At 65.9% G+C, this 23582-nt stretch carries 23 protein-coding genes and 1 tRNA gene; 20 read left to right on the top strand and 4 right to left on the bottom strand.

All coding sequences use genetic code 11. The annotated features are described in order from the left end of the window. Positions 1 to 29 precede the first annotated feature (29 nt). Positions 30 to 407, top strand: a complete 378-nt coding sequence (locus tag DCM80_RS28635) for a response regulator (protein ID WP_257194757.1) — start codon at positions 30 to 32, stop codon at positions 405 to 407. Between the two features lie 44 nt (positions 408 to 451). Here the strand turns inward: DCM80_RS28635 and DCM80_RS28630 are convergent, their stop codons facing one another. Both DCM80_RS28630 and glk read right to left on the bottom strand, forming a co-directional pair. After that, positions 452 to 655: a hypothetical protein gene (locus DCM80_RS28630; RefSeq protein WP_257194756.1), complete on the bottom strand. Its 204-nt coding sequence runs from the start codon at positions 653 to 655 to the stop codon at positions 452 to 454. 144 nt (positions 656 to 799) lie between these two features. Next, the gene (gene glk / locus DCM80_RS28625; protein ID WP_257194755.1) at positions 800 to 1786 is read right to left on the bottom strand and encodes a glucokinase; all 987 of its coding nucleotides are present in this window, start codon (positions 1784 to 1786) and stop codon (positions 800 to 802) included. 258 nt (positions 1787 to 2044) lie between these two features. On the opposite strand from glk, the gene pncA reads away from it, so the two are divergent. The 14 genes from pncA (at position 2045) to DCM80_RS28555 (ending at position 17705) form a co-directional block, all read left to right on the top strand. Beyond that, positions 2045 to 2683: a bifunctional nicotinamidase/pyrazinamidase gene (pncA, locus tag DCM80_RS28620; RefSeq protein ID WP_257194754.1), complete on the top strand. Its 639-nt coding sequence runs from the start codon at positions 2045 to 2047 to the stop codon at positions 2681 to 2683. Between the two features lie 10 nt (positions 2684 to 2693). Then, entirely contained in the window at positions 2694 to 3809 is a 1116-nt protein-coding gene (locus DCM80_RS28615; RefSeq protein ID WP_257194753.1) for an alpha/beta fold hydrolase, read from the top strand. Between the two features lie 139 nt (positions 3810 to 3948). Continuing rightward, on the top strand, positions 3949 to 5982 hold the full coding sequence (locus DCM80_RS28610; RefSeq protein ID WP_257194752.1) for an NAD(+) synthase: 2034 nt from the start codon (positions 3949 to 3951) through the stop codon (positions 5980 to 5982). A 30-nt stretch (positions 5983 to 6012) separates the two neighbouring features. After that, the gene (locus DCM80_RS28605; protein ID WP_028136383.1) at positions 6013 to 6390 is read left to right on the top strand and encodes a GrlR family regulatory protein; all 378 of its coding nucleotides are present in this window, start codon (positions 6013 to 6015) and stop codon (positions 6388 to 6390) included. A gap of 135 nt (positions 6391 to 6525) precedes the next feature. Beyond that, a complete protein-coding gene (locus DCM80_RS28600) occupies positions 6526 to 7752 on the top strand; it encodes a DUF1236 domain-containing protein (protein WP_257194751.1) in 1227 nt (408 codons plus the stop codon). 467 nt (positions 7753 to 8219) lie between these two features. After that, positions 8220 to 9035 (top strand): sugar phosphate isomerase/epimerase, encoded by an 816-nt coding sequence (locus DCM80_RS28595; RefSeq protein ID WP_257194750.1) that lies wholly within the window; start codon positions 8220 to 8222, stop codon positions 9033 to 9035. Between the two features lie 31 nt (positions 9036 to 9066). Further along, positions 9067 to 10704, top strand: a complete 1638-nt coding sequence (locus DCM80_RS28590; protein ID WP_257194749.1) for an ABC transporter substrate-binding protein — start codon at positions 9067 to 9069, stop codon at positions 10702 to 10704. Positions 10705 to 10706: 2 nt separating this feature from the next. Beyond that, a complete protein-coding gene (locus DCM80_RS28585; protein WP_257194748.1) occupies positions 10707 to 11690 on the top strand; it encodes an ABC transporter ATP-binding protein in 984 nt (327 codons plus the stop codon). Next, positions 11687 to 12673 carry an ABC transporter ATP-binding protein gene (locus tag DCM80_RS28580; RefSeq protein WP_257194747.1) on the top strand — a complete coding sequence of 329 codons (987 nt, stop codon included), beginning with the start codon at positions 11687 to 11689 and terminating at the stop codon, positions 12671 to 12673. The genes DCM80_RS28585 and DCM80_RS28580 overlap by 4 nt, the downstream gene beginning before the upstream one ends. Next, positions 12673 to 13602, top strand: a complete 930-nt coding sequence (locus tag DCM80_RS28575) for an ABC transporter permease (protein WP_257194746.1) — start codon at positions 12673 to 12675, stop codon at positions 13600 to 13602. Before DCM80_RS28580 ends, DCM80_RS28575 begins: the two co-directional genes overlap by 1 nt. Continuing rightward, positions 13599 to 14456 carry an ABC transporter permease gene (locus tag DCM80_RS28570; protein ID WP_257194745.1) on the top strand — a complete coding sequence of 286 codons (858 nt, stop codon included), beginning with the start codon at positions 13599 to 13601 and terminating at the stop codon, positions 14454 to 14456. The genes DCM80_RS28575 and DCM80_RS28570 overlap by 4 nt, the downstream gene beginning before the upstream one ends. Before the next feature lie 271 nt (positions 14457 to 14727). Beyond that, a complete protein-coding gene (gene ilvD / locus DCM80_RS28565; protein WP_257194744.1) occupies positions 14728 to 16578 on the top strand; it encodes a dihydroxy-acid dehydratase in 1851 nt (616 codons plus the stop codon). A gap of 343 nt (positions 16579 to 16921) precedes the next feature. Further along, the gene (locus DCM80_RS28560; protein WP_049820276.1) at positions 16922 to 17245 is read left to right on the top strand and encodes a hypothetical protein; all 324 of its coding nucleotides are present in this window, start codon (positions 16922 to 16924) and stop codon (positions 17243 to 17245) included. Positions 17246 to 17360: 115 nt separating this feature from the next. Then, positions 17361 to 17705 carry a hypothetical protein gene (locus DCM80_RS28555; RefSeq protein ID WP_257194743.1) on the top strand — a complete coding sequence of 115 codons (345 nt, stop codon included), beginning with the start codon at positions 17361 to 17363 and terminating at the stop codon, positions 17703 to 17705. 203 nt (positions 17706 to 17908) lie between these two features. Here DCM80_RS28555 and DCM80_RS28550 read toward each other — a convergent pair whose 3' ends face one another. Further along, positions 17909 to 18325: a hypothetical protein gene (locus DCM80_RS28550; RefSeq protein ID WP_257194742.1), complete on the bottom strand. Its 417-nt coding sequence runs from the start codon at positions 18323 to 18325 to the stop codon at positions 17909 to 17911. 238 nt (positions 18326 to 18563) lie between these two features. Here DCM80_RS28550 and DCM80_RS28545 point away from each other — a divergent pair. Together DCM80_RS28545 and DCM80_RS28540 are read left to right on the top strand one after the other, a co-directional pair. After that, positions 18564 to 18653: transfer RNA gene (locus DCM80_RS28545), tRNA-Ser, on the top strand. A gap of 50 nt (positions 18654 to 18703) precedes the next feature. Continuing rightward, the gene (locus tag DCM80_RS28540; protein WP_257194741.1) at positions 18704 to 19432 is read left to right on the top strand and encodes a DUF2786 domain-containing protein; all 729 of its coding nucleotides are present in this window, start codon (positions 18704 to 18706) and stop codon (positions 19430 to 19432) included. Between the two features lie 64 nt (positions 19433 to 19496). On the opposite strand, the gene DCM80_RS28535 is transcribed toward DCM80_RS28540, so the two are convergent. Then, complete coding sequence (locus DCM80_RS28535; RefSeq protein ID WP_257194740.1) at positions 19497 to 20105, bottom strand: hypothetical protein; 609 nt, start codon at positions 20103 to 20105, stop codon at positions 19497 to 19499. 244 nt (positions 20106 to 20349) lie between these two features. On the opposite strand from DCM80_RS28535, the gene DCM80_RS28530 reads away from it, so the two are divergent. From DCM80_RS28530 to DCM80_RS28520, 3 genes are all read left to right on the top strand, one after another. Beyond that, the gene (locus DCM80_RS28530) at positions 20350 to 20646 is read left to right on the top strand and encodes a hypothetical protein (protein WP_257179794.1); all 297 of its coding nucleotides are present in this window, start codon (positions 20350 to 20352) and stop codon (positions 20644 to 20646) included. 183 nt (positions 20647 to 20829) lie between these two features. Next, entirely contained in the window at positions 20830 to 22863 is a 2034-nt protein-coding gene (locus DCM80_RS28525) for a VTT domain-containing protein (protein WP_257194739.1), read from the top strand. Beyond that, positions 22863 to 23528, top strand: coding sequence for an endonuclease/exonuclease/phosphatase family protein (locus DCM80_RS28520; RefSeq protein ID WP_257194738.1), 666 nt, complete (start codon positions 22863 to 22865; stop codon positions 23526 to 23528). Before DCM80_RS28525 ends, DCM80_RS28520 begins: the two co-directional genes overlap by 1 nt. Positions 23529 to 23582 lie beyond the last annotated feature (54 nt).

Raw genomic sequence — 23582 nt, 5'->3', positions numbered from 1 at the left:
TAGCTTCGCAAGCTGACTGCGGAGTTGAAATGGCGGACGGACTCTCCGTTTTCCTGGTCGAAGACGAGGCGTTGATCCGGATGATGATGGCCGACATGGTGGTGGAACTCGGCCACCATGTCGTCGCCGAAGCGGACAATGTCCGGGACGCGAGCGCGTTTGCCATGACCGCGCAATACGATCTGGCCATCCTCGACATCAACCTCATGGGCGTCTACGTCGATCCCGTCGCCGACTTGATCGAACGTCGCGGCAAGCCGTTTCTGTTCGCCACCGGTTACGGGCCCGAACTGCTGCCGTCCTTGCTCCGGCGCCGGCCGATCCTGCGCAAGCCGATCGCGATGGATCAGCTCAAGGCGATGATCGATTCGATGTTTCCTGATGTGCAGGCCAAAGCGCCGCACTGAGCGACAGCACGGCTGCTGCATTGTTGACCCGAGGACGCCGCACCTCAGTTGCGGCCGTTCTTCAGCACCCTGGCAATCGTGTGGGCTGTCATGGCCGCCCGGTCCGAGGCACGCTGTGCAGCCAGCCGGTCTCGCGCCTTTTCCTCGATCAGGAGGTCGATCAAGGCCAGCCGCTTGCCTTCGTCATCGGCCTCGCTCAGCAGGCGATGATAGCGGTGATAGTCGAAACCCAGATCCTGCTTACGCATGTCACGCCCCCGCAACTCACGCCACACACGGCTTGATTGTTTCGCATCGGGACCATGGAGGCAAGCGTGTTCATGCGTGGAACCGCGCGGACGCTGAATCACCTGTGAATACTGGAACCAACGGGTGGAGCGAGTTCCCGCAGCTCAATCCACATTATGGTCGGCAAACATCTTCAGGCCGACGAAGCTCGCATCTGGTTTGATTACCAGCCGGGTCGGGATGTTGCGCAAATAGTCCTGGAACCGGCCCTTGGCCTCGAAGCGCGCACGGAACGCAGAGGCCATCAGGAACTCGGGAAAGCGCGGCGCGATTCCGCCGGCGACATAAACGCCGCCGCGGGCGCCGAATGTCACCGCGAGATTGCCGGCGACCGAGCCCAGGATGGCGCAAAACATGTCGAGCGTCGCCCGGCTGACGGGACAACTGCCCTCCAAGGCCGCCTTTGTGATGCCGGCAGCATCGCGATGCGGCACCTGAGCGCCGTCGACTTCCGCCAAGGCTTCGTAGAGATTTTGCAGCCCGGATCCCGAGAGGGCGCCGCGCTCGATGGAGACGTGGCCGAGGCGCCGCCGCAAGCACGCGATCGCGCGTTCCTCGCGCTCATCCTCCGCCGGCAGGGTCGCGTGTCCGGCTTCGGTGACGACAGCGAGGCGCGCGCCATGGCGCTGGACTAGACAAGAGACGCCAAAGCCGGTTCCGGGTCCGACCACCAGCAACGGCTCGCCGGACAGGCCATCGCCTCCGCCGAGCGGGATCAGATCGGCAGGCTGCAAGGCGGGCAGGGACCAGGCGACCACCTCGAAGTCGTTGAGCACGTGGACGCTGTCGAAGCCCAGAGCCGCTTGCAGCTCGTTGCCGTCGATGACCCAGGGGCTATTGGTCATGACGCAGCGGTTGTTGGTGACGGGTCCCGCCACGGCGAGCACGGCCCTGCGGGGCTGCTCGCCACCGGCCCGGCGCGCCAGGACGTCCGCAATGGCCTCCCGAACCGTCGGGAAATTGGCGACCTTCACATAGTCGATCGGTCCGGATTGACCGCCTTGGCCCAATTCGCTCCGGCTCAGCGCGAAGCGCGCGTTGGTGCCGCCGATATCGGCGAGAAGAATCTGTCCTGTCTTGCCGATATTCATGATCTCGTGGTTGTCGCCGCCTTCCGGCCTCGGCAACCCTCTCCTCCGCGCCTTCGACCCCATCCACCCGTCCCGACAGTTTCGAGAATCCGCCCTCGGGTGCGCCTAGTCAACACGGACGAGGCCAAACCGTTGCATGCTGGTGGTGGTCCGGTGACCAATTCGCGCAGGTTTTGCACGGTGCCGGCGGTTGCGAAGCCGGGCGGGAAGACCGACACTGGGGGGCCTGTCCGGCGGCCGCTGCGCCGGGCACATGGAATGGGATTGGCGATGAAGATTTCCGACCACGACGTGCTGCTGGCGATCGACGTGCAGAACGATTTCTGCACGGGCGGAGCGCTCGCCGTTCCCGGCGGTGAGAAGGTCGTCCCCGCCATCAACCGGATCGCCCAAAAATTCGCCAATGTGGTGCTGACCCAGGACTGGCATCCGCGCGACCACGTTTCGTTCGCGACGAATCATGCGGGCAGGCAGCCATTCCAGACCATCGACCTCGACTATGGCACCCAGGTGCTCTGGCCGGCGCATTGCGTGCAGGGCACCTCGGGTGCCGAATTCCATCGCGATCTCGACGTGGTCAGGGCGAGCCTGGTGGTGCGCAAGGGATTTCGCCGCGGCATCGATTCCTATTCGGCATTGTTCGAGAACGACCACAAGACGGCGACGGGCCTGCTCGGCTATTTGCGCGAACGCGAGCTGAAGACTGTCTTTGTCGCCGGTCTGGCGCTGGATTTCTGCGTCCGCTTCTCGGCGGAGGATGCGCGCAAGGCGGGGTTGGAGGTGGCTGTCATCGAGGACGCCTGCCGCGGCATCGATCTCGACGGCTCGGTGGCCGCAGCCCATCGAAGCTTTCGCGACCTCGGCATCTCCGTCGTCAGCCTTGAGGCGTTTCTCTAGGGACCTCGTCATGGTGGACAAGATCGGCAAACAGGCGAGCGGACCGGACCATACACCCGACGAGCCGCTGCTATGGCCGTTCACGGCAGCCCGGCTGGCCATGGACGCGTGCTTCTGGTGGGTCGAGCGCGGCCGGGCCGAGCATGACGAGAGCAAGCTGCCGTGGACGACGCCCAACCGCGTTGCGCTCGAGCTCGCGACGATGCACCTGCGCGATTGCTCGCAGGGCCGGTCCGGCCAGCCGGTGCTGGTGTGCGCGCCCTATGCGCTGCACCGGGCCTTGATCGCCGATTTCGCGCCTGGCCACAGCGTGGTGCAGTCTCTGCAAGCGGGCGGCATCGATCGGATCTACCTCACCGATTGGCGATCGGCCTCGCCCGGCATGCGCTATCTCTCGATCGACAGCTATCTCGGCGACCTCAACGTCGCCATCGACGAGATCGGCGCGCCGGTCGATCTGGTCGGGCTGTGCCAGGGCGGCTGGCTGTCGCTGCTCTATGCGGCGCGCTTTCCGGCCAAGGTGCGGCGGCTGGTGCTAGCAGGCGCCCCCGTGGACTTGTCGATCGAGTCGCCGTTGTGCCGGATCACCCGCAACGCGCCCGAGATGGTGTACGACCAGCTCGTCGCACGCGGTGGCGGCAATGTCAGCGGCGGGGAGATGCTTCACTTGTGGTCCAAGGCGCCAAACGGCGATGATATCGTGGCGGCATTGCAGCGAGACCTGTCGGACGAGGAAGGCGCGGCGCTGCTCGCGCGCTTTGAGCATTGGAACGCGGAGACGCTCGATCTGCCGGGCGCGTATTATCTTGAGGTCGTCAATCGGATCTTCCGGGAGAACCAGATCGCAGCCGGCAGCTTCAAGGCGCTCGGCCGCACGATCGATCCGAAGGACGTCAAGGCGCCGGTTTTCCTGCTCGCCGGGCTCGACGACGACGTCGTGCCGGCTGCGCAGGCGCTCGCCACGGCTGGTCTGCTCGGCACGCCGCCGGCCTTCATTGCCGCTGCTTCCGAGCCGAGCAACCACCTCGGCCTGTTCATGGGCGCGCGCACCCACGCGCATGCCTGGCCGCGCATCGCCGAATGGCTGCGCGACGACCTGTCGGGCGTGCTGGCCCGCAGCGCCTGAGCTCGTCGGGCGCGAACCGGCGGGCCTGCAAATCCGTTATGCATGACGGCGGATGGCCTGCACGGGGCCCGGCCGATGGGCTACATATGGTTAGGTGCTGACGGCTTCGGCAGCGAAGAGATCAAGGGTACTGCGCTCGATGACTTTCTACTCGATCTACGCCCATGGATTTGCGCGCGTGGCGGCCTGTGTCACCACGTCCCATGTCGCCGATCCCTCGGCCAACGCAAAGGCGGCGCTGGCCGCAGCCAACGTCTGCCATGAGCAGTCGGTGGCGGTCGCCGTGTTTCCCGAGCTGTGCCTGTCCGGTTACGCGATCGAGGATCTGGTCAAGCAGGACCCGCTGCTCGACGCGGTCGAGCGCGGCCTCGCCGGCCTCGTCGAGGCCTCCGCAGGCCTGATGCCGGTCCTGATCGTCGGCGCACCGCTGCGCTTTGGTCATCGCATCTACAATTGCGCCGTCGTCATTCATCGCGGCAACGTTCTCGGCGTGGTGCCTAAGACCTATTTGCCGACCTACCGCGAATTCTACGAGGGCCGGCATTTCGCCTCCGGTGCCGGCATGGTCGGAGAGACGATCGCGTTCGGCGGGCTGCATGCCCCCTTCGGCGTCGACCTGCTGTTCTCCGCCGGGGACGTTCCGGGCCTCACCATCGGCGTCGAGATCTGCGAGGACATGTGGATCCCGGTGACGCCGGCCTCGGAGCTCGCGCTCGCCGGCGCGAGCGTGCTGATCAACCTCTCGGGCAGCCCGATCACGATCGGCCGGGCGCGCTCGCGCGCGCTGCTGTGCCAATCGACATCGGCGCGCTGCCTCGCGGCGTACGTCTACGCGGCCGCCGGGGCCGGGGAATCGACCACGGATCTGTCCTGGGACGGCCAGACCTCGATCTACGAGAACGGCGTGCTGCTGGCCGAGGGCGAGCGGTTCCGGCAGAGCGGCCAGATCACCATTGCCGACATCGATCTCGACCTGCTGAGGCAGGAGCGCGCGCTGATGGGCACGTTTGACGACAACCGCCGCCAGCGCGAGGCGTTTTTCCGCAAGGTGACATTCGCGTTGAAGCCGCCGGCCTCCGACATCGGCTTCCTGCGCAAGGTCGAGCGCTTCCCGTTCGTGCCAAGCGACGAGAGCCTGCTCGAGCAGGATTGCTACGAGGCTTACAACATCCAGGTCGCCGGCCTCGTGCAGCGCATGCGTGCCACCGGCACCAAGCGGGTCGTGATCGGCGTCTCGGGCGGACTCGATTCAACGCACGCGCTGATTGTCGCCGCCAAGGCGGTCGATCTGCTCGGCCTGCCGCGCGAGAACATCCTGGCCTACACCATGCCCGGCTTTGCCACCGGCAGCGAGAGCAAGACCCATGCGCTGGCGCTGATGCAGGCGCTGCACACGAGCTGGCAGGAGCTCGACATCCGCACCACGGCGACGCAGATGCTGAAGGACATCGGTCATCCCTTCGGCCGGGGCGAGAAGATCTACGACGTCACCTTCGAGAACGTTCAGGCCGGCCTGCGTACGGATTATCTGTTCCGGCTCGCCAACCATCACGGCGGCATCGTGATCGGCACCGGCGATCTCTCCGAGCTCGCGCTCGGCTGGTGCACCTATGGCGTCGGCGACCAGATGGCGCATTACAACGTCAATGCCGGGGTGCCGAAGACGCTGATCCAGCACCTGATCCGCTGGGTGATCTCGTCGAAGCAGTTCGGCGACGACGTCAACCGCACGCTCGGCGCGATCCTGGCAGCCGAAATCTCGCCCGAGCTGGTGCCGGTGGAGGCCGGCCAGAAGCCGCAGAGCACGGAGGCGGCGGTCGGACCGTACGAGCTGCAGGATTTCAACCTGTTCTACACGCTGCGGTTCGGCATGCGGCCGTCCAAGATCGCCTTCATGGCGCAGCACGCCTGGAAGGACGTGGCCAAGGGCGAATGGCCGCCGGCCTTCCCGAGCGACCGGCGCAGGGCGTATGATCTGCCGGAGATCCGCCGCTGGCTCGAAGTGTTCCTGCGCCGCTTCTTCGCGTTCAGCCAGTTCAAGCGCTCGGCGATGCCGAACGGTCCGAAGGTCTCTTCGGGCGGCTCATTGTCGCCCCGCGGCGATTGGCGCGCGCCGTCGGATTCGAGCGCGGCAGCCTGGCTCGAGGATCTCGAGCGGAACGTGCCGAGCTGATGGGGCAGCGGATCGGTGGGGGATAGTCGGATGTCGACGGTGGATGGAGCGCAGGAGGAGGCCAGGGTCGTCAACGGCCTCTACATCTTCGACATCGAGATGCGCGACGGCAAGCGCGGCCAGGCGAGGGGCGTCGTCATGCTCTGCGACGGGCGCATCATGGGCGGTGACAGCTATTTCTATTACACCGGCAGCTACACTTTCCGGAACGGTAAGTGGCGCGGCGACATGATCGTCAACCAGCATACCGAGGCCGTCGGCCGGACGCTCGCCTTCGGCGGCAGGGAGGTCACCTGCGGCTTCTCGGGCGACTATTCCGCCGGCGGCGCCGAGGTCGAAGGCATGGCGCTGGTCGGCAAGACCAGCGTGACCTTCACAGCCCGCCTCACGCTCAAGGACCCGATGTGAGCCCGGCTTGATCGGCCCCTCGTTCCTGCTCAGGAACCTTCGCACCTAGAGAACGTTCGCGTCTGTTGTTGCGAATTCTCGAGGAGAGGGACCATGCGTAAGCACTTGATGTTATCGACCGCGGCGATCGGATTGATGCTTGCTTCCGGCTTCGCCTACGCCCAAGGGCCCGGTGAGCGCAGAGACGAGCCGAAACGGACCGAGGAGCCGGCGAAGGGCGCTGCGCCGCAGCGCGGCGGCGCCCAAGAACGCGTTCAAGAACGTGTTCAAGAGCGCGCACAGGGCGCCCAGGAGCGACTGCAAGGCGCGGGCCGCGAAGACAAGGGCGGCGCTGCCAAGCAGGAGGCGAGCGACGACAAGCGCCAGCCGGCCAGTTCTGCCGAGCGTAACCAGCCGAAGGGCAGGGACCAGGCACAAGAATCCCGCGAGCCGGCGCGCGACCGCAACCGTGAGGCCGAGAGCACCAAGCCGGGCCGCGACAGCAAGAGCAGCGCTGAGACCAAGCAGGATAAGCAAGACAAGTCTGCGCCGCAGAAATCAACGGCCGAGTCCGAGAAATCCAAGACCGGCCCCGCTGCTCAGCAGAACGAGCGCACTGGGGCTGCGACCAACCAGAAGGAGCAGAACCAGACCCAGTCGCCGCGCAATGCGGCCGATCAGCAGCAGCCGGCGCAGCAAACCGACCGGCCAGCCACGGCGACGGACACGAGCCGGACGGCTCCGACCAACAATGCGCAGACCGCGCCTTCCGGCACGCAGACCAATCAAGCCAATCAGACCACACAGACCAACACGCAGGTCAATCAGCAGACCCAGGTGACCACCGAGAAGCAGGTGCGGATCTCCGAAACGGTGAGCCGTGCACGCCTGGCCCAGCCGGAGCGCAACCTGAACATCTCGATCCGGATCGGCGAGACGATTCCGCCGCGCGTGCGTCTGCACCGGCTGCCGCCCGAGATCGTGTCGATCGAGCCGGCGTATCGCGACTATGAATATTTCGCGACGGAAGACGAGGTCGTCATCGTTGAGCCGCGCACGCATCGCATCGTCAGCCAGGTGCCGCGCGATCCGTCGCGGGCCCGCGCGCAAATGAGCGGCAGCGCTTCATCGAGCATGGCAGCAACCGGCGCAAGCAATGTGAACTGCCAGATCATGCGGCGTGACGCTTCGGGTAACGTCGCCCAGGCAGAACCTTCGACAGTGGGATCGACCGCGCGCGAGGATTCCATGAGCGTGATTGTCCAGATGCCCGGCGGCGGCTCGTCCGCGCCGATCGCCCTCGGCGCTCCCGCGGGCAACATCGTCGTCGCGACGCAAGGGCAGGGCGACTGCACGGTGACTCTGGAGCCGCAGACGCGCTGAGCGCGGAAACAAAGATGCGTTGAAACGACAACGCGCCGTCCGGATGCCCCACCCGACGGCGCGTTGCTGCGTTCAATCTAAAAAGTGTCGAGGTCCGGAGTGCCTAGGAGTCCGGACCTCGTCACCTTGCCCCAGCCTTCAATCCCCCGCCCCATGTGGTCGCCCCATGTGGTCCCCCAACCCCATGTCGCGCGATCAGAGGGTGATGCCCGTGGAAGTGGCCGCCGATCGATGTCCCGCGATGTACGCGAAGCTCGATTAGGATTCCATTCCGGATCACTACGGACACGAATACCGGTTGCGATGTGGCCGTTCGGCATCAGTGCGTGATCGCGGTTGCCTGAACCCGAGCGCATCGTCGGCAGGATGTCCACATCTCCCGGCGCTGCAGAATTTGCATTTCACCGGCCTGTCATCGAACTGGTCTAGCGCTGCTCCCGTCATCGCTGTCGGTCAAGGAGCAAGCCATGTCGAAGCCGGTGCTGGGCGCCGCATTGTCCATCAAATCGATTCCCGCGCATCGCGACTGGCTTCTGGAGCGGCAGCGCGATCTCGAGATCCAGGATTTCTTCCGCGCCGATCTTCTCGACAGCGATTGGCGCAGCACCGCTGGCGAGATCAAGCAGATGCTGTCGGGCCATACCGGCCGGCTCGGGATCCACGGTCCGTTCTGGGGCTTCAAGATCGACAGCCACGATCCCATGATCCGCCAGGCGGTGACCAAGCGCCTGCTTCAAGGATTGGATGCCGCCGAGTTCCTCGGCGCGACGCAGATGGTGATCCATTCGCCGTTCACGACCTGGGACCACAACAATCTCGATCTCTATCCGGACAATCGCAACAACCTCGTCGAGCGCGTCAAGGCGACGCTCGCCGAAGTCGTCGCGCGCGCGGAAACCGTCGGCTGCGAGATCGTCATCGAGAACATCGAGGACAAGGATCCGCGCGACCGGGTGCGCCTCGCCAGGGCGCTCGAAAGCGCCAGGGTTCGCGTCTCGCTCGACACCGGTCACGCCAACTACGCCCACATCTCCACCGGCTCGCCGCCGGTCGATTATTACGTCGAGACCGCGGGCGACATGCTCACGCATGTGCATCTGCAGGACACCGACGGCTTTGCCGACCGGCACTGGGCCCCGGGCGAGGGCAACATCCCCTGGGTCGCCGTGTTCCGCGCGCTGGGACGGCTGACGTCCAACCCGCGGCTGATCCTCGAACTTCGCAATCACGACGACGTCCGCGCCGGCGCAGCCTATCTCGCCGCGCTCGGTCTCGCCGAATAACCGCATCATCCAGGGCAGGGGTCACACCGCCATGAGCAAGCTTACCCGTCGCACCATCCTGAAATCCGGCGGCGCGGCCGCAAGCACGTTGCTGCTGCCGCGCTTTGCCATCGCGCAAGGCGACAGCCGTCCGTCGGTGACGGTCGCCGTGCAGAAGGTCACCAACGCCAACGTGCTCGACGTGCTGCGCGAGCAGTCCAATGTCGGCGAGCGCGTGTTCTTCTCCTCGATCTGGGAAGGCCTGATCTCGAAGAACTGGCGCGGCAATCTCGAAGCCGTGCCGGGCCTTGCCACCGAATGGCGCCGCATCGACGACCAGACCGTCGAGGTGAAGCTGCGCCAGGGTGTCAAGTTCCACAATGGCGACGAGATGACCGCCGAGGACGTCGTCTTCACCTTCAGCCGCGAGCGCATGTTCGGCGACACCGAGGCCAAGAACCGCTCGACCATCAAGGCGTTCGAGAAGATCCCGACGCCGCGGCCGGGCAAGGAGCTGCCGCCCGACGTGCCCGCCGTCGCCCGCCGCATCTGGCCGGACCTTGCGCGCGTCGATGCCGTCGACAAGTACACCGTGCGCTTCTACAACGCGACGCCCGACGTCACCATCGAGGGACGGCTGCAGCGCTACGGCTCCGACATCATGAACCGTCGCGCCTGGGAAGAATCCGCGAGCTATCTCGACTGGGCGCGCAAGCCGATCACCACCGGGCCCTACAGGGTCGTCGAGCTCAAGCCCGACGTGTCGCTGACCCTGGAAGCGCATGACGAATATTGGGGCGGCCGTCCCCCGCTGAAGCGCATCCGCTTCCTCGAAGTGCCTGAGGTCGCCAGCCGCATCAACGGACTGCTGTCGGGGGAATACCAGTTCGCCTGCGACATCCCGCCGGACCAGATCGCCGGCATCGAGAAGAACTCTGCGTTCGAAGTGCAGGGTGGCACCATCCTCAACCACCGCCTGACCGTGTTCGACAAGAACCACGCCGTGCTGGCCAATCCGCTGGTGCGGCGCGCCTTCACCCATGCAATCGACCGCCAGGCCATCGTCGACAGCCTGTGGGCCGGCCGTACCCGCGTGCCGAAGGGGCTGCAATGGGAATTCTACGGCGACATGTTCAACGCCGACTGGAACGTGCCCGCATATGATCCGAAGCTGGCGCAGGATCTGCTCAAGCAAGCCAATTACAAGGGCGATCCGATCCCGTATCGCCTGCTCAACAATTACTACACCAACCAGGTCGCGACCGCGCAGATCCTGGTCGAGATGTGGAAGTCGGTCGGCCTCAACGTGCAGATCGAGACCAAGGAGAACTGGTCGCAGATCATGGAACGCGGGCCGGCCCGCGCCGTGCGCGACTGGTCGAACTCGGCCGCGTTCAACGATCCCGTGTCCTCGCTGGTGGCCCAGCACGGGCCGAACGGCCAGCAGCAGCAGATCGGCGAATGGACCAATGCCGAGCTGAACAAGCTCTCCGAATTCCTGGAGACCTCGACCGACCGGGCCGCACGCAAGAAGGCGTTCCGCCGCATGCTGGAGATCGCCGAGCGCGAGGACCCCGCCTATACGGTGCTGCACCAGAACGCGACCTTCACGGCCAAGCCGAAATCGATCAAGTGGAAGGCAGCACCCGCCTTCGCGATGGATTTCCGCGCCGGCAATTTCGAGGCGTAGCCGTGGCGCCGCTGGTCAACATTGCAGGCCTCCGCGTCGCCTTCAACGGCGTGCCGGTCCTGCGCGGCGTCGATCTCACCTTGCAGAAGGGCGAGGTCCTCGGTCTCGTCGGCGAGTCCGGCTCCGGCAAATCGGTGACCTGGCTCGCCGCGCTCGGCCTTTTGCCGCGGCATGCGCAGGTCTCCGGCAAGGTGCGGCTCGAAGGGCGTGAAATCCTCGGCGCGCCGGCCACCGAGCTCGACCATGTCAGGGGCGGGCGCATCGCCATGATCTTCCAGGATCCGGCGAGCGCGCTCAACCCGGTGCTGACGATCCGCAGGCAGCTCTGCGAAGCGCTGGCGCTGCATCGCGATCTCCAAGGCCATGCCGCGAAGGCGGAGGCGCGACGGCTGCTCGATCTCGTCGGCATTCCCGACGCGGGTCGGCGGCTGGACGCCTATCCGCACGAATTCTCCGGCGGCCAGGTCCAGCGCGTCATGATCGCGATGGCGCTCGCCGGAAATCCGGACCTCCTGATCGCGGACGAGCCGACCACCGCGCTCGATGCCACCATCCAGGCCCAGATCCTGGAGCTGCTCTCGACGGTGCGCCGCGAGCTCGGCATGGCGATGGTGCTGATCAGCCACGATCTCGGCGTCGTCGCCGAGAACTGCGACCGCGTCGCGGTGATGTATGCCGGCCGCATCATTGAGGAAGCCCCCAGCAACCAGCTCTTCGCCGATCCGGCGCACCCCTATGCGCAGGGCCTGATCGGTGCGCTGCCGCCGCTCGACGGGCCCCGGCGGCGTCTCACCGCCATTCCCGGAACGGTGCCTGATCCCGCAAAGATGCCTGGCGGATGCGCCTTCGCGCCGCGTTGCGCGCTGGCGTCCGAGCCGTGCAGCCTTGCCGCGCCGGCGCTGGCGCCGATCGCGGATGACCGCCGCGTTGCCTGCATCCGGGCCGAGGCCTCGCGCCGCGCGCTGCTTGGGATCGCCGCCGAATGAGCCCGCCGCTCGTCGAGGTGTCCGCGATCTCGCGCAGCTATGCGATGCGCTCGGGAATGTTCGGCCGGGCTACGGCCGTGCACGCCGTCGACGGCGTGTCGCTCGCGATTGCCAGGGGGCAGACGCTGGGTCTGGTCGGCGAGTCCGGCTCGGGCAAATCGACGACGGGACGTATCGTGCTCGGCCTCGAGCCGCCCGATCGCGGCGAGGTGCGGTTCGACGGCAAGCCGATGGCCGTGCCCGCGACGGCCGAATGGCGCGCGCAGCGGGCGCGCATGCAGATGATCTTCCAGGACCCGCTCGGCGCGCTGGACCGGCGCTTGCCGGTCGCAACGCAAATCCGCGAACCGCTCGACATCCACGGCATCGGCACGCCCGCGGAGCGCGAGGAGCGCGTCCGCGAATTGCTGCGCGCGGTCGAGCTGACGCCGGCGCATGGCGCGCGCTATCCGGGTGCGCTGTCCGGCGGCCAGCGCCAGCGCATCGTGCTGGCGCGGGCGCTCGCCACCAAGCCCGACTTCCTGGTCTGCGACGAGCCGGTCAGCGCGCTCGACGTCTCGATCCAGGCCCAGGTGGTGAACCTGCTCTGCGATCTCCAGGCGCAATTGTCACTGACGCTGCTGTTCATCAGCCACGATCTGCGCGTCGTCCGCCAGATCAGCAACGTCGTCGCGGTGATGTATCTCGGCCGCATCGTCGAGATCGGCAGCGCCGACGATCTGTTCGCGCGGCCCGAGCATCCCTATACCCAGGCGCTGGTCTCGGCCTCGCCGGCGCCCGGCCGCCGCAGCGCCGGCCGGATCGTGCTGGCAGGCGATCCGCCGAACCCTGCCGCGCGGCCGCCAGGCTGCGCCTTCCATCCGCGCTGCCCGCGCGCCATCGCCCGCTGTGCCAGCGAAGTGCCGGCGCTGGCGGCCGTCGGCGGCGACCGGCAGGTGGCCTGCCATCTCGTCACGGGTGCGCAAACGCGGGATGCGGCGTGATGGGACGCTATTTCGCCATCCGCATCGGGCGCGCTGCGCTCACGATTGTCCTCGTCGTCACCTTCGCCTTCATCGTGCTGCGGCTGTCAGGCGATCCCGCGCTGATGATCCTGGGACCGGAGGCGCCGCCCGAAGTGCTTGCGGCGTTCCGCAAGGCCTGGGGCCTCGATGATCCCATCTGGTTTCAGTATCTCGATTATTTCGGCGCCATCGCCAAGGGCGAGCTCGGCCGCTCCATGCGCGACGGACGGCCCGCGATCGAGCTGGTGCTGGAGCGCATCCCGGCGACGCTGGCGCTGACCCTGCCGGCCTTCTTCTTCAAGGTCGCGATCGGCGTTCCCGCCGGCATCTACGCGGCGCTGCACCGGGGCTCTGCCATCGATCGTGCGGTGATGACGACGGCAGTCGCGGGCTTCACCGTGCCGAGCTTCGTGCTCGCGCTGATCCTGGTTCTGGTCTTCGCCGTGCAGCTCGGCTGGCTGCCGTCGGGCGGGCAGGACAGCTGGCGTCATGCCATCTTGCCGATCACCACGCTGAGCTTAGGGGGCGCCGCCGTGCTGGCGCGCTTCACCCGCAGCGCGATGCTGGAGGTGCTGGGCCAGCCCTATATCCGCACCGCATCCGCCAAAGGCCTGCCGTGGCGCAAGGTGGTGACGTCACATGCGCTGCCGAACGCGGCGATCCCGACCGTGACCATTCTCGGCTTCATGGTGGGCACGCTGATCGCGGGCGCGGTGGTGGTCGAGAGCGTGTTTGCCTGGCCGGGAGTAGGGCGCCTGCTCGTCGTCGCCGTCGCCAACCGCGACCTTGCCGTCGTGCAATGCATCCTGCTGTTGGTCGCGATGACCATGGTCACGTCAAACCTGATCGTCGACTTTCTCTACGGCTTCCTCGATCCGCGGCTGCGCGCCAAGGGAGCGCATGCATGACCGACGCCACGTTGAAGGATATCACTAGCCGCCGCATCGGGCTGCCGGCAATCCCGGTCTCGGTTGCGCTGGCGGTGACTTGGATCGTCGCGATGCTGGTGATCGCCGCCTTGGCCGAAAAAGTTGCGCCATATGGCTACACCCAGCTCGACCTGCGCAACCGGCTGGCGGCGCCGGGCAATGCCGCGCACTGGCTCGGCACCGACGAGCTCGGCCGGGACGTACTGTCGCGGCTTCTGGTCTCGATCCGCATCTCGCTGCTGATCGCCTTCGGCGCCACCGCGATTTCGGCGATCGTCGGCACCACGCTCGGCTTCCTCGCCGCGCATTTCCGCGGGATCGTCGAGCAGCTCGTGCTAATGCTGACCGACTTCCAGGCCAGCATGCCGTTCCTGATCATGGCGCTGGCCGTGCTCGCCTTCTTCGGCAATTCGCTGCCGCTCCTGATCGGCCTGATGGGCCTGTTCGGCTGGGAGCGCTATGCCCGTATCGCCCGGGGCCTTGCCATCTCGGCCAATGCGCAAGGCTATGCCGCCGCGGTCCGCCAGCTGGGGGCGACGCCGCAGCGGATCTACCTCAGGCACATCCTGCCCAACATCGCCTCGACCCTGATCGTCTCGACCACGCTGGTCTTCCCCGAGGTGATCCTGATGGAATCGGGCCTGTCTTTCCTCGGCCTCGGCGTGCAACCGCCGATGACCAGCCTCGGCAACATGGTCGGCTACGGCCGGGAATACCTGACCCGGGCGCCCTGGATCATGCTGGCCCCGGCCACTACCATCGTGATCACCACGCTGGCCGTCTCCGTGATCGGCGACTGGCTGCGCGACCGGCTCGATCCGACGCTGCAGTAGGCGGTCTCGTGTCCCGGACGCGCGAAGCGCGAGCCGGGACCCAGGAGCCCACGGTACGCGCTGCCACATGGGCCCCGGCTCTGCAGCGCACCGCCGAAGAGGCGCTGCGCTGCGTCCGGGGCACGAGAGAACCCCTCGCCGGGAGCAGGGGAGCCCTGTCATGCCCAAGTTCCCGTTGCGCCGACCCAGCCCGTGCGCTATCCGGCCACAAAGGCCTGAGGCGACGCCAGATTTTCCCGCCCGGCCGGTCAAACCAAGGACGGAAACCGCCATGCCAGCCTATCGCTCCCGCACCACCACCCACGGCCGCAACATGGCGGGTGCCCGCGGCCTCTGGCGCGCGACCGGCATGAAGGACGGCGATTTCGGCAAGCCGATCATCGCGGTCGTCAACTCCTTCACTCAGTTCGTGCCCGGCCACGTGCATCTGAAGGATCTCGGCCAGCTCGTGGCCCGCGAGATCGAGCAGGCCGGCGGCGTCGCCAAGGAGTTCAACACGATCGCGGTCGATGACGGCATCGCCATGGGCCATGACGGCATGCTCTACAGCCTGCCGTCGCGCGAGCTGATCGCCGACAGCGTCGAGTACATGGCCAACGCGCATTGCGCCGACGGCCTCGTCTGCATCTCCAATTGCGACAAGATCACGCCCGGCATGTTGATGGCGGCGCTGCGGCTCAACATCCCCGCCGTGTTCGTCTCGGGCGGCCCGATGGAGGCCGGCAAGGTCAAGCTGGCCGGCAAGACCAAGGCCGTCGACCTCATCGACGCCATGGTGGCCGCCGCCGATTCCAAGGTCAGCGACGAGGACGTCAAGGTGATCGAGCGCTCGGCGTGCCCGACCTGCGGCTCCTGCTCGGGCATGTTCACCGCCAATTCCATGAACTGCCTGACCGAGGCGCTCGGTCTCGCGCTGCCCGGCAACGGCTCTGTCGTCGCGACCCATGCCGACCGCAAGCGCCTGTTCGTCGAGGCCGGCCACACCATCGTCGATCTCGTCCGCCGCTATTACGAGCAGGACGACGCATCGGTGCTGCCGCGCAACATCGCCAACTTCAAGGCGTTCGAGAACGCCATGACGCTCGACATCGCCATGGGCGGCTCCACCAACACCGTGTTGCATCTGCTCGCCGCCGCCCATGAAGGTCAGGTTGCCTTCACCATGAAGGACATCGACCGGCTGTCGCGCCGCGTGCCCGTGCTCTGCAAGGTCGCGCCCTCGGTTGCCGACGTCCATGTCGAGGATGTGCATCGCGCCGGCGGCATCATGGGCATTCTGGGCGAGCTCGATCGCGCCGGTCTGCTCGACACCTCGGTCTCGACCGTGCACGCGCCGACCATGAACGAGGCGCTGGAGCGCTGGGACATCAAGCGCACCAAGAGCGAGGCGGTGCGCACGTTCTACCGCGCCTCGCCCGGCGGCATCCCGACGCAAGTCGCGTTCAGCCAGGAGCGCCGTTACGACGAGCTCGATGCCGATCGCGAGAAGGGCGTCGTGCGCAATCTCGAGCACGCCTTCAGCAAGGACGGCGGCCTCGCCGTGCTCTACGGCAACCTCGCGCAGGACGGCTGCATCGTGAAGACCGCCGGCGTCGACGCGTCGATCCTGAAGTTCTCCGGCCCGGCGCGCGTGTTCGAGAGCCAGGACGCGGCAGTGGAAGGCATCCTCGGCGGCAAGGTCGTCGCCGGCGAGGTCGTGGTCATCATCTACGAGGGCCCGCGCGGCGGCCCCGGCATGCAGGAGATGCTGTATCCGACCAGCTATCTGAAATCGATGGGCCTCGGCAAAGCCTGTGCGCTCGTCACCGACGGCCGCTTCTCCGGCGGCTCGTCAGGCCTGTCGATCGGCCATCTGTCGCCGGAAGCCGCCGAAGGCGGCAATATCGGCCTGGTCCGCACCGGCGACATCATCGCCATCGACATCCCGAACCGCAGCATCACGCTGGAAGTCTCCGACGAGGAGCTTGCCAAGCGCCGCGCCGCGGAAGAGGCGAAGGGCGATCTGGCTTGGCAGGCAGTGGGCCGCAAGCGCAACGTCTCGACCGCGCTGCAGGCCTACGCCGCGCTCACCACCAGCGCCGCGCGCGGCGCCGTGCGCGAGGTGAAGCGGCGCTCGAAATAAGGGGCCTCGTAGCCTGGATGGAGCCAACGGGTCGGCGCTAAGCGCCGACCCGTTGGTGTAATCCGGGACAAGCGCAAGACCAGACGACAGGCCGGTCCCGGATTGCGCTGCGCTCCATCCGGGCTACTGATCTGGTCGTGTGGCGTCAGCATCGATGGTCAACAAGTCCTGAACGGCCGGCGCAAGCCGGCCGTTCGCATTAAGGATGCCCTGATGAACTTCAGCAGCCCTGAATTTTGCGGCGTATAATGCGCCAACTTCGCAAATCCATTTCGGGCAACTGGGGCACTACATGTCGCGTACTCTTGCTGTTGTTTTCTCGACCGCCGTCGCCGCGATGTCCATGACGGGCGCAGCTTCCGCCGGCTGCTACAATTGCTATACGCCGCCGCCCTGCACGACCTGCTATCAGCAGCAATATGTGCCCCCGCAATACCGCGCCGTCGACGAGACCGTGATGGTGTCGCCCGGCGCCGTCGTCGCGCACCGCACGCCGGCGCAATACCGTACCGTGATGGTGCCGCAGACCGTGATGGTCGCGCCGCCGAGCGTGCAGTATGAGCGCATCCCGCCGCAATACGCCACGCGCCAGCGCGTCGAGATGGTCTCGCCCGGCTATTCCTATTATGCCCCGGTGCAGATGAACTGCGCGTCCTGCGGCTACTGAGCCGGACCAGGTTTGGAGATTGGAGCGGCGCTCTCTGCGAGGGCGCCGCTTTCTTTTGGTCGAAGGACAGGCGAGGGTTGTTTGAACCGCCGGGCCGGACACGACACAAAACGGCATGAGCCTGCTTCTTGCCCCCCTTCAGCGACCGCAATTCGGGTCGGTCGCCGCTCTCGCTGTTTCCCTGATCTGCGTGGTTGCGATCGTCTGGTCGGTCGGCTCGACCGACCGCGTCACCTATCTCGGTCCGGACCACGGCCAGCAGCAGACCATCACGGAGGTCCGGCTCAAGACGCTTCCAGAGGGAAGCTATATGATCGAGCGAGGCGCGATCTACAAGGCAATGCGGGCAGGGTGCCGCTACGACCTCAATTACAGCCCTGAGTTCGGCCGCCGCGTCACTGACCGCCAGAGGACGAAATACATTCGGAGCGCCGTCCTGGTTGACTGCCCGTCGAGCTAGGCAGGGCCTTGGGTAGATAGGGAGGCAGGTCGGGCCTCCGGCGACGCTGCGTTACGATCACCGCCACAGCGAGACGGTCTCGCCGGGCTATTCCCATTATACCCCGGTGCAGATGACCTGCGCGTCCTGCGGCTGCTGCGCCGACATCGTCACGAATGGATTTAGCGCGGCGCTCCCATGGGGCGCCGCGTTCTTTCGCCGGCTCACGGAATCGCCACCTTGTTCGACACGACTATTCGGCGCTGCAACCGGTCGATGAGCGTGATGAAGACCGCCCTTGGTCGCTGGGTGATGGGAACCGAGAACCAGAGCTGCGAGAGATTGGAGGGATCGCCGAGGTCGCAGAATCCGTAGAGCTTTTGCTTTCTGGCGTTGTAGATATCGACCCAGGTCCGCGACGCCGAAATATTGAGCCCGCACGGCGGCAGCTTGGGCGATTCTGCAAACAGGGCGGGCGAGTAATCGCTCCAATTGACCACCTTCAACCCGACGATCAGCGTCGGTCCAAAAATGAGTTGCCCGTTGAATTGCAGCACCGGACGCGGAAACGGCTGCGCCAGCGCCGGTGCCGCAAATCCAACCAAGAGCGCAACGGCTACCAGGAATAGCTTCAGTCTCATCTTGATCCTCCGACCACAGCGTCGACCAACGCTAGTGACGGGCGGCGGAAACTCCTTGATCCTGCTCAACGGAGGGGTGCGGCTTCGCAGCCGGCCGAAAACGAGATGCGGGCAAGGCCCCACGGCGTCCAAAACGAAGGTTTGGAGCAGGAGCCCCACCAAGTCCCGCGGCAACACCAGCCCAACTTCGCGTTGCCTTACGCGGTCGACTGCGTTAAGCGACACCCATTCCGGGCTTGGAAGGGTGGCCGAGTGGTTTAAGGCACCGGTCTTGAAAACCGGCGTGCCCGCAAGGGTACCGTGGGTTCGAATCCCACCCCTTCCGCCAGCCGAGCCGTCAGGAGTCTATCGGTCCGGCTTTCCCCAGGTAGGTCATCGGTGAATCAAACCTCCAATCCGGCCGCGCTCGACAAACTGAAGCTCCGCATTCAGGCGTTGCGCGCCAAGACGATCGCCAATGGCTGCACCGAGGACGAGGCGCTGTCCGCCGCCGCCAAGGTTGCCGAGCTGCTGGATCGGCATGATCTGTCGCTCTCCGACGTCGAGCTGCGGGCCTCGCCATGCGAGCGGACGGTCTACCAGACCCATCGCAAGAAGCGGATTCCCCTGGACGACTGCATCGGCGCGATCGCGCATTTCTGCGATTGCCGAGTCTGGCGCGAGAAGAACGCCGACGGCGAGAACGTCTATGTGTTCTTTGGTCTCGGCGCGGATGTCGAGGTCGCGCATTACCTCGCTGAATTGATCGACGGCTCCGTGCGCGCCGAGCTCGGCCGCTTCAAGACCTCGATCGAGTACGGCAGATTCCGGCACCAGGAGCGGCATCTGGCCAATGCCTCCTTCGCGCTCGGGATGGTGGCGTCCATCGCGCAAAGGCTGGTGGCGATCAAGGACGGCCGCGATCAGGCCAACGCAAGCACCGGCCGCGGGCTGGTGATCCTCAAGACCTCCGTGGTCGACGCAGAATTCGACAAGCTCGGCCTCAATCTTCGGAACCAGCGCAGCAGTGGGCGGATGGTGTCGATGACGGCCTATGAAGCCGGCGGCGCTGCGGGAGCGTCACTGGCCATCAGTCCGGGCCTCGGAACCTCGGCCAAAGGAAGCTGAGCGCATCGGGTCCGTGGCGCTTCGGCCGGAGCCGAAGCATAGTGACGGTCCGCCTCATCCGCTCTCAGCTCTTCACATTGCCGCCCTTCAGCGCCTCCCAAGCAGCCTGGTTGGCCTGATCGAACGCCTTGCGGGATTCGGCCAGCGCCGCGCTCAGGACCGACCACGACTCGCTGCCGGCCTGCTTCAGCTTCTGCAAACGCGCTTCGGCCTCGGACGCATCCGATTTCATCTGCTTGAGCGCGGCATCGACATCGACGGTGCGGGCTGCGGCGACTTTGCCGGCGGCCTCGCGGAATTTGTCGGCGGCTTCGCGCCAGGCCTTGGCCTGTGCCGCCGCAACGTCCTTGAAGGTGGCCTGTTGCTGCTCGAACTGCTTGCCGGCGCCTTCGAAGTAGGTCTTCACCTGAGCTTCGAATCCCGCCCATTGCTTTTCCAGCTCGGCCTTGGCGTCTGTCCAGGCGGCTTCGCCTGCTGCGGCCTGGGTCTTGAGCATCGCCTGAAATTCGTCGCGGCGCTTGGTCAGATCAGACAGCAGTTGGTCGGTCCTCACCTTGGACTCGGCCTTAGCCTGGCCGGCCTTGACCTCGAACGAGGCCAATGCGGCGTCCATCTCGTCGATCCGCTCCTTGGCCCAATTGAGATAATAGTGTGCGCTGCTCTGCTGTGACATGGCCGTCTCCATCTGCTTGCCGACGCGAGGTTCCCAGAGCCCGGGCCAGCCCGTATTGACCTGTCTCAATGATCTCCTGGTCTCACGACATTGCGATTGCGATGCGGCGCAGGCGAGGGTCTGATCTCCGGCTCGATCACCGTCGCGCTGCTCTTTCTGTTCGGCATCGTCCGGTTTTGACCTTCAGGAACCTCGTCCTTCCTGGCCGGTTGTTCGCACTCCCGCCCAGTCACGGAGAGCGCTCTTGGAAAGCACCATCATCGGCGAATTCGACACGCGCCGCGGCGCAGAGCTTGCGGTTGAGCATGTCGTGCAGGAATGCGGCGTGCCGCGCAGCGACGTCTTCGTTCAGCCCGCCGGCGCCGCCAACACGGTGGGGACCCGTCCGGCAGGCAGCGACGCCAAGGCGGAGCCAGCCCCGGAGGGGCACCAGAAGCTGGAGGGGCCGATCGAGGTCTCCGTCGATTTTCACGGCGATACGCCTGACAAGATCGCGGCTGTGTTGAAGGGCGCCGGAGCAAAGACTGTCCGGACCAAATAACGGCAAGGCGCGATGGCGTGAGGATCATCGCCATCCCTCCGGCCACGCATCCCTGAGGCTTGGAACCCCTTGAGCGTTCAGCGCGTTTAGACGCGAACGTGATTTTGCGAGGTCCACCTGCTTCAGAGTTCATCGACCCTGATACCCGGCGACACCGTCTGGCGACGGTGCAAGGCGCGGCGCGTGGCAGTCCTGAACGATGCGGCCGCTTACTTCGCGGCGTTGCGCGAGGCGCTGCTCGATGCGCAGGAGATCGTCTACATCGTCGGGTGGGATATCCATAGCGAGACCAATCTGGTCGGAGCTTCCGGGCGGGCCGATGACGGCCTGCCCGAACAGCTCGGTTCTTTCCTGCGCGCGCTCGTGCAACGCCGGCCGGGGCTGCGGGTCAACATTCTGGTCTGGGACTTCGTCTCTTTCTACGCCTCGGAAAGGGAATGGAATTCCGCGGCGAAGTTCACCGCCGACACCGACGGACGCGTCCAGTTCGTGCTGGATTCCACGCTTCCGTTCGGCTCGGCGCAGCACCAGAAGATCGTCTGCGTCGACGGATCACTGGCGTTTGTCGGCGGGCTCGACCTGACGATCAGGCGCTGGGACACGAGCGAGCATTGCGCCGACCAGCCGTTGCGCTGCGACCCCCAGGGCAAGCCATACAAGCCGTTTCACGACGTGCAATGCCTGGTCGACGGTGATGCCGCATCCTCGCTGTTCGAACTCGTGGAGCAGCGCTGGCGTGCCGCGGGCCAGCAGACGCCTGATCGGCGCGCACCGAAGAGCGTGCGCTGGCCTTCGCATGTGCCGGTCGAGGCCGAGCAGATGCCGGTGGGCATTGCCAGGACCGAAGTGGTCTGCCCTACGGGCTCGACCATCCGGGAGGTCGAACGCTCGCTGATTGCGGCGATCCGGTCGGCGACCAGCTTCATCTACATCGAGAATCAGTTCACCAGCGCCACCGGGATCGCACAAGTGCTGGCGGAGCAGATGAAGCGCGTGCCGTCGCTTCGCGTTCTGGTCGTCGCTCCCAAACTGCATTCCTCGTGGCTGGAGTCCCAGGCCATGCAAAACGGCCGCGGGGCATTCATCGATTGCTTCAGCGAAGCGGGCGTGGCCGACCGCATCCGCTTCGTCTACCCGGTCACGTGCGACGGGGACCAGGAAGCTGCCGTGATGGTGCACAGCAAGCTCATGATCGTCGACGATCAGATCCTGCGGATCGGTTCAGCCAATCTCAACAACCGGTCGATGGGAGCCGACAGCGAATGCGACCTGATCTTCGAGGCCGTATCCGACGAGCATCGCACCTTCATCGCGTCGGTCCGCCGGCGCCTGATCGCCCATTTCTGCGGCCTGGATGAACGACGCGTTGCGCAGAACGACGATCACCTCCTTGCTCTCTTGGACGGGGTGTCGAAAGCCGGCGGAGCCAAGACGCTGCGGGCCGTGGAGGCCTCGGTCATCACCAGCACGCTCGCGACCCTGGTCCAGCCGGTCGCGGATCCCGAGCATCCCTTGCACTTCGAGCGTGCGGCTTCGCGCATGTGGCGCACCAAGACCATCATCGGGATTGCCGCGATAGCGGTGGCGCTCCTGGGCCTGGCGACGGCCTGGTCATATACCTCCTTGAGCGATTTCACCGACACGGGGCGCCTCTCGACCTTGCTGTCCAGCTATTCGCACTCCGGCTGGGGACCGCCGCTCGCGATCGTGGCTTTTGTCCTCGGAGGGCTGGTGGTGTTTCCGGTGCTGGTGCTCATTGCGGCGACGGCGGCCGCGCTCGGGCCCTGGCTGGGCTTCGTCACGGCGACCGCGGGCGTGCTGCTCAGTGCCTTCATCCTTTTCGTGATCGGACGGGCACTCGGACGACGGCGGCTCCAGCAATTGCTCGGACGGCGGGCGGCGCGGATCCAGGATCGCGTCGTCGGCAAGGGCATCCTGGCTGTCGTCGTCATCCGGATGATTCCCATCGCACCGTTCTCGATCGTGAATGTCGTGGCCGGCGCGAGCACGCTGCCTCTTCGTGACTTCCTGGTCGGAACCGTGCTGGGCATGACGCCAGGCATCCTTGCCATGGCGGTTCTGGGGGCTCAGATCGCGGACGTCGCCCGCAATGCATCCTGGAGCAGCATGCTGCTGCTCGTGCTGGCGTTCCTGGGCTGGCTCGGCCTCTGCGCCGGCGCGCAATTCCTGGCGACCTGGCTCGCCGGGAGGCGCTGATGCGCTTCATGACATGGAACGTGCATGGCACGTTCAACCTCAATCCGGCATTCGATCTGGAGGGTGTCGGCTCCATCCTTCGCAAATGGTCCCCTGACGTCGTCGCGCTTCAGGAGGTGGATTCGCGGTCGCGGTCGGACGATCCGTTCGCGAAACTGGCGAGTGTCGTCGGCGATCACCGCGTTCATGCCAAGTCGATCGTCACCGAGGACGGCGATTACGGCCAGATGCTGCTGAGCCGCTTTCCGTTTTCCGAGATGCCGGAGATCGTCGACGTGTCGTACCGGGAGCGTGAGCCGCGCCGAGCCATTGCGACAAGCCTGCTGACTCCGTCCGGGGACGTGCGCGTGGTTGCCACGCATCTCGGCTTGAGCATTCACGAGCGCTATGCGCAGGCCCAGGCGCTGCTGAGCCTGATCAGGCCGGCGAGGACGGTCGTCCTCGGCGACTTCAACGATTGGTTCTGGGTCAGGTCGGTGCGGCGCGTGCTCGCGCAGGTCTGCCCAAACCGGACGCGGCTGCGCACCTTTCCGTCCCGCCTGCCTCTGATGCGGCTCGACCGGATCTATGCGACGCCCGACAGCCGGATCGGGAAAGTCTGGACCGACGATGAGGCGAGGGCGTTCTCGGACCATCTGCCCGTCATCGCCGACATCGAGATCTAGCGATGGCCCGGATGCAGCTGTTTTGCCCGACGACGTCAAATCGGCGTCCGAAGG

Source organism: Bradyrhizobium sp. WBOS08, from assembly GCF_024585125.1.
Lineage (GTDB): Bacteria > Pseudomonadota > Alphaproteobacteria > Rhizobiales > Xanthobacteraceae > Bradyrhizobium > Bradyrhizobium japonicum_B.
Note: the sequence above shows the minus strand (reverse complement) of the source record. Positions and strands in the feature narration are given on the sequence as shown.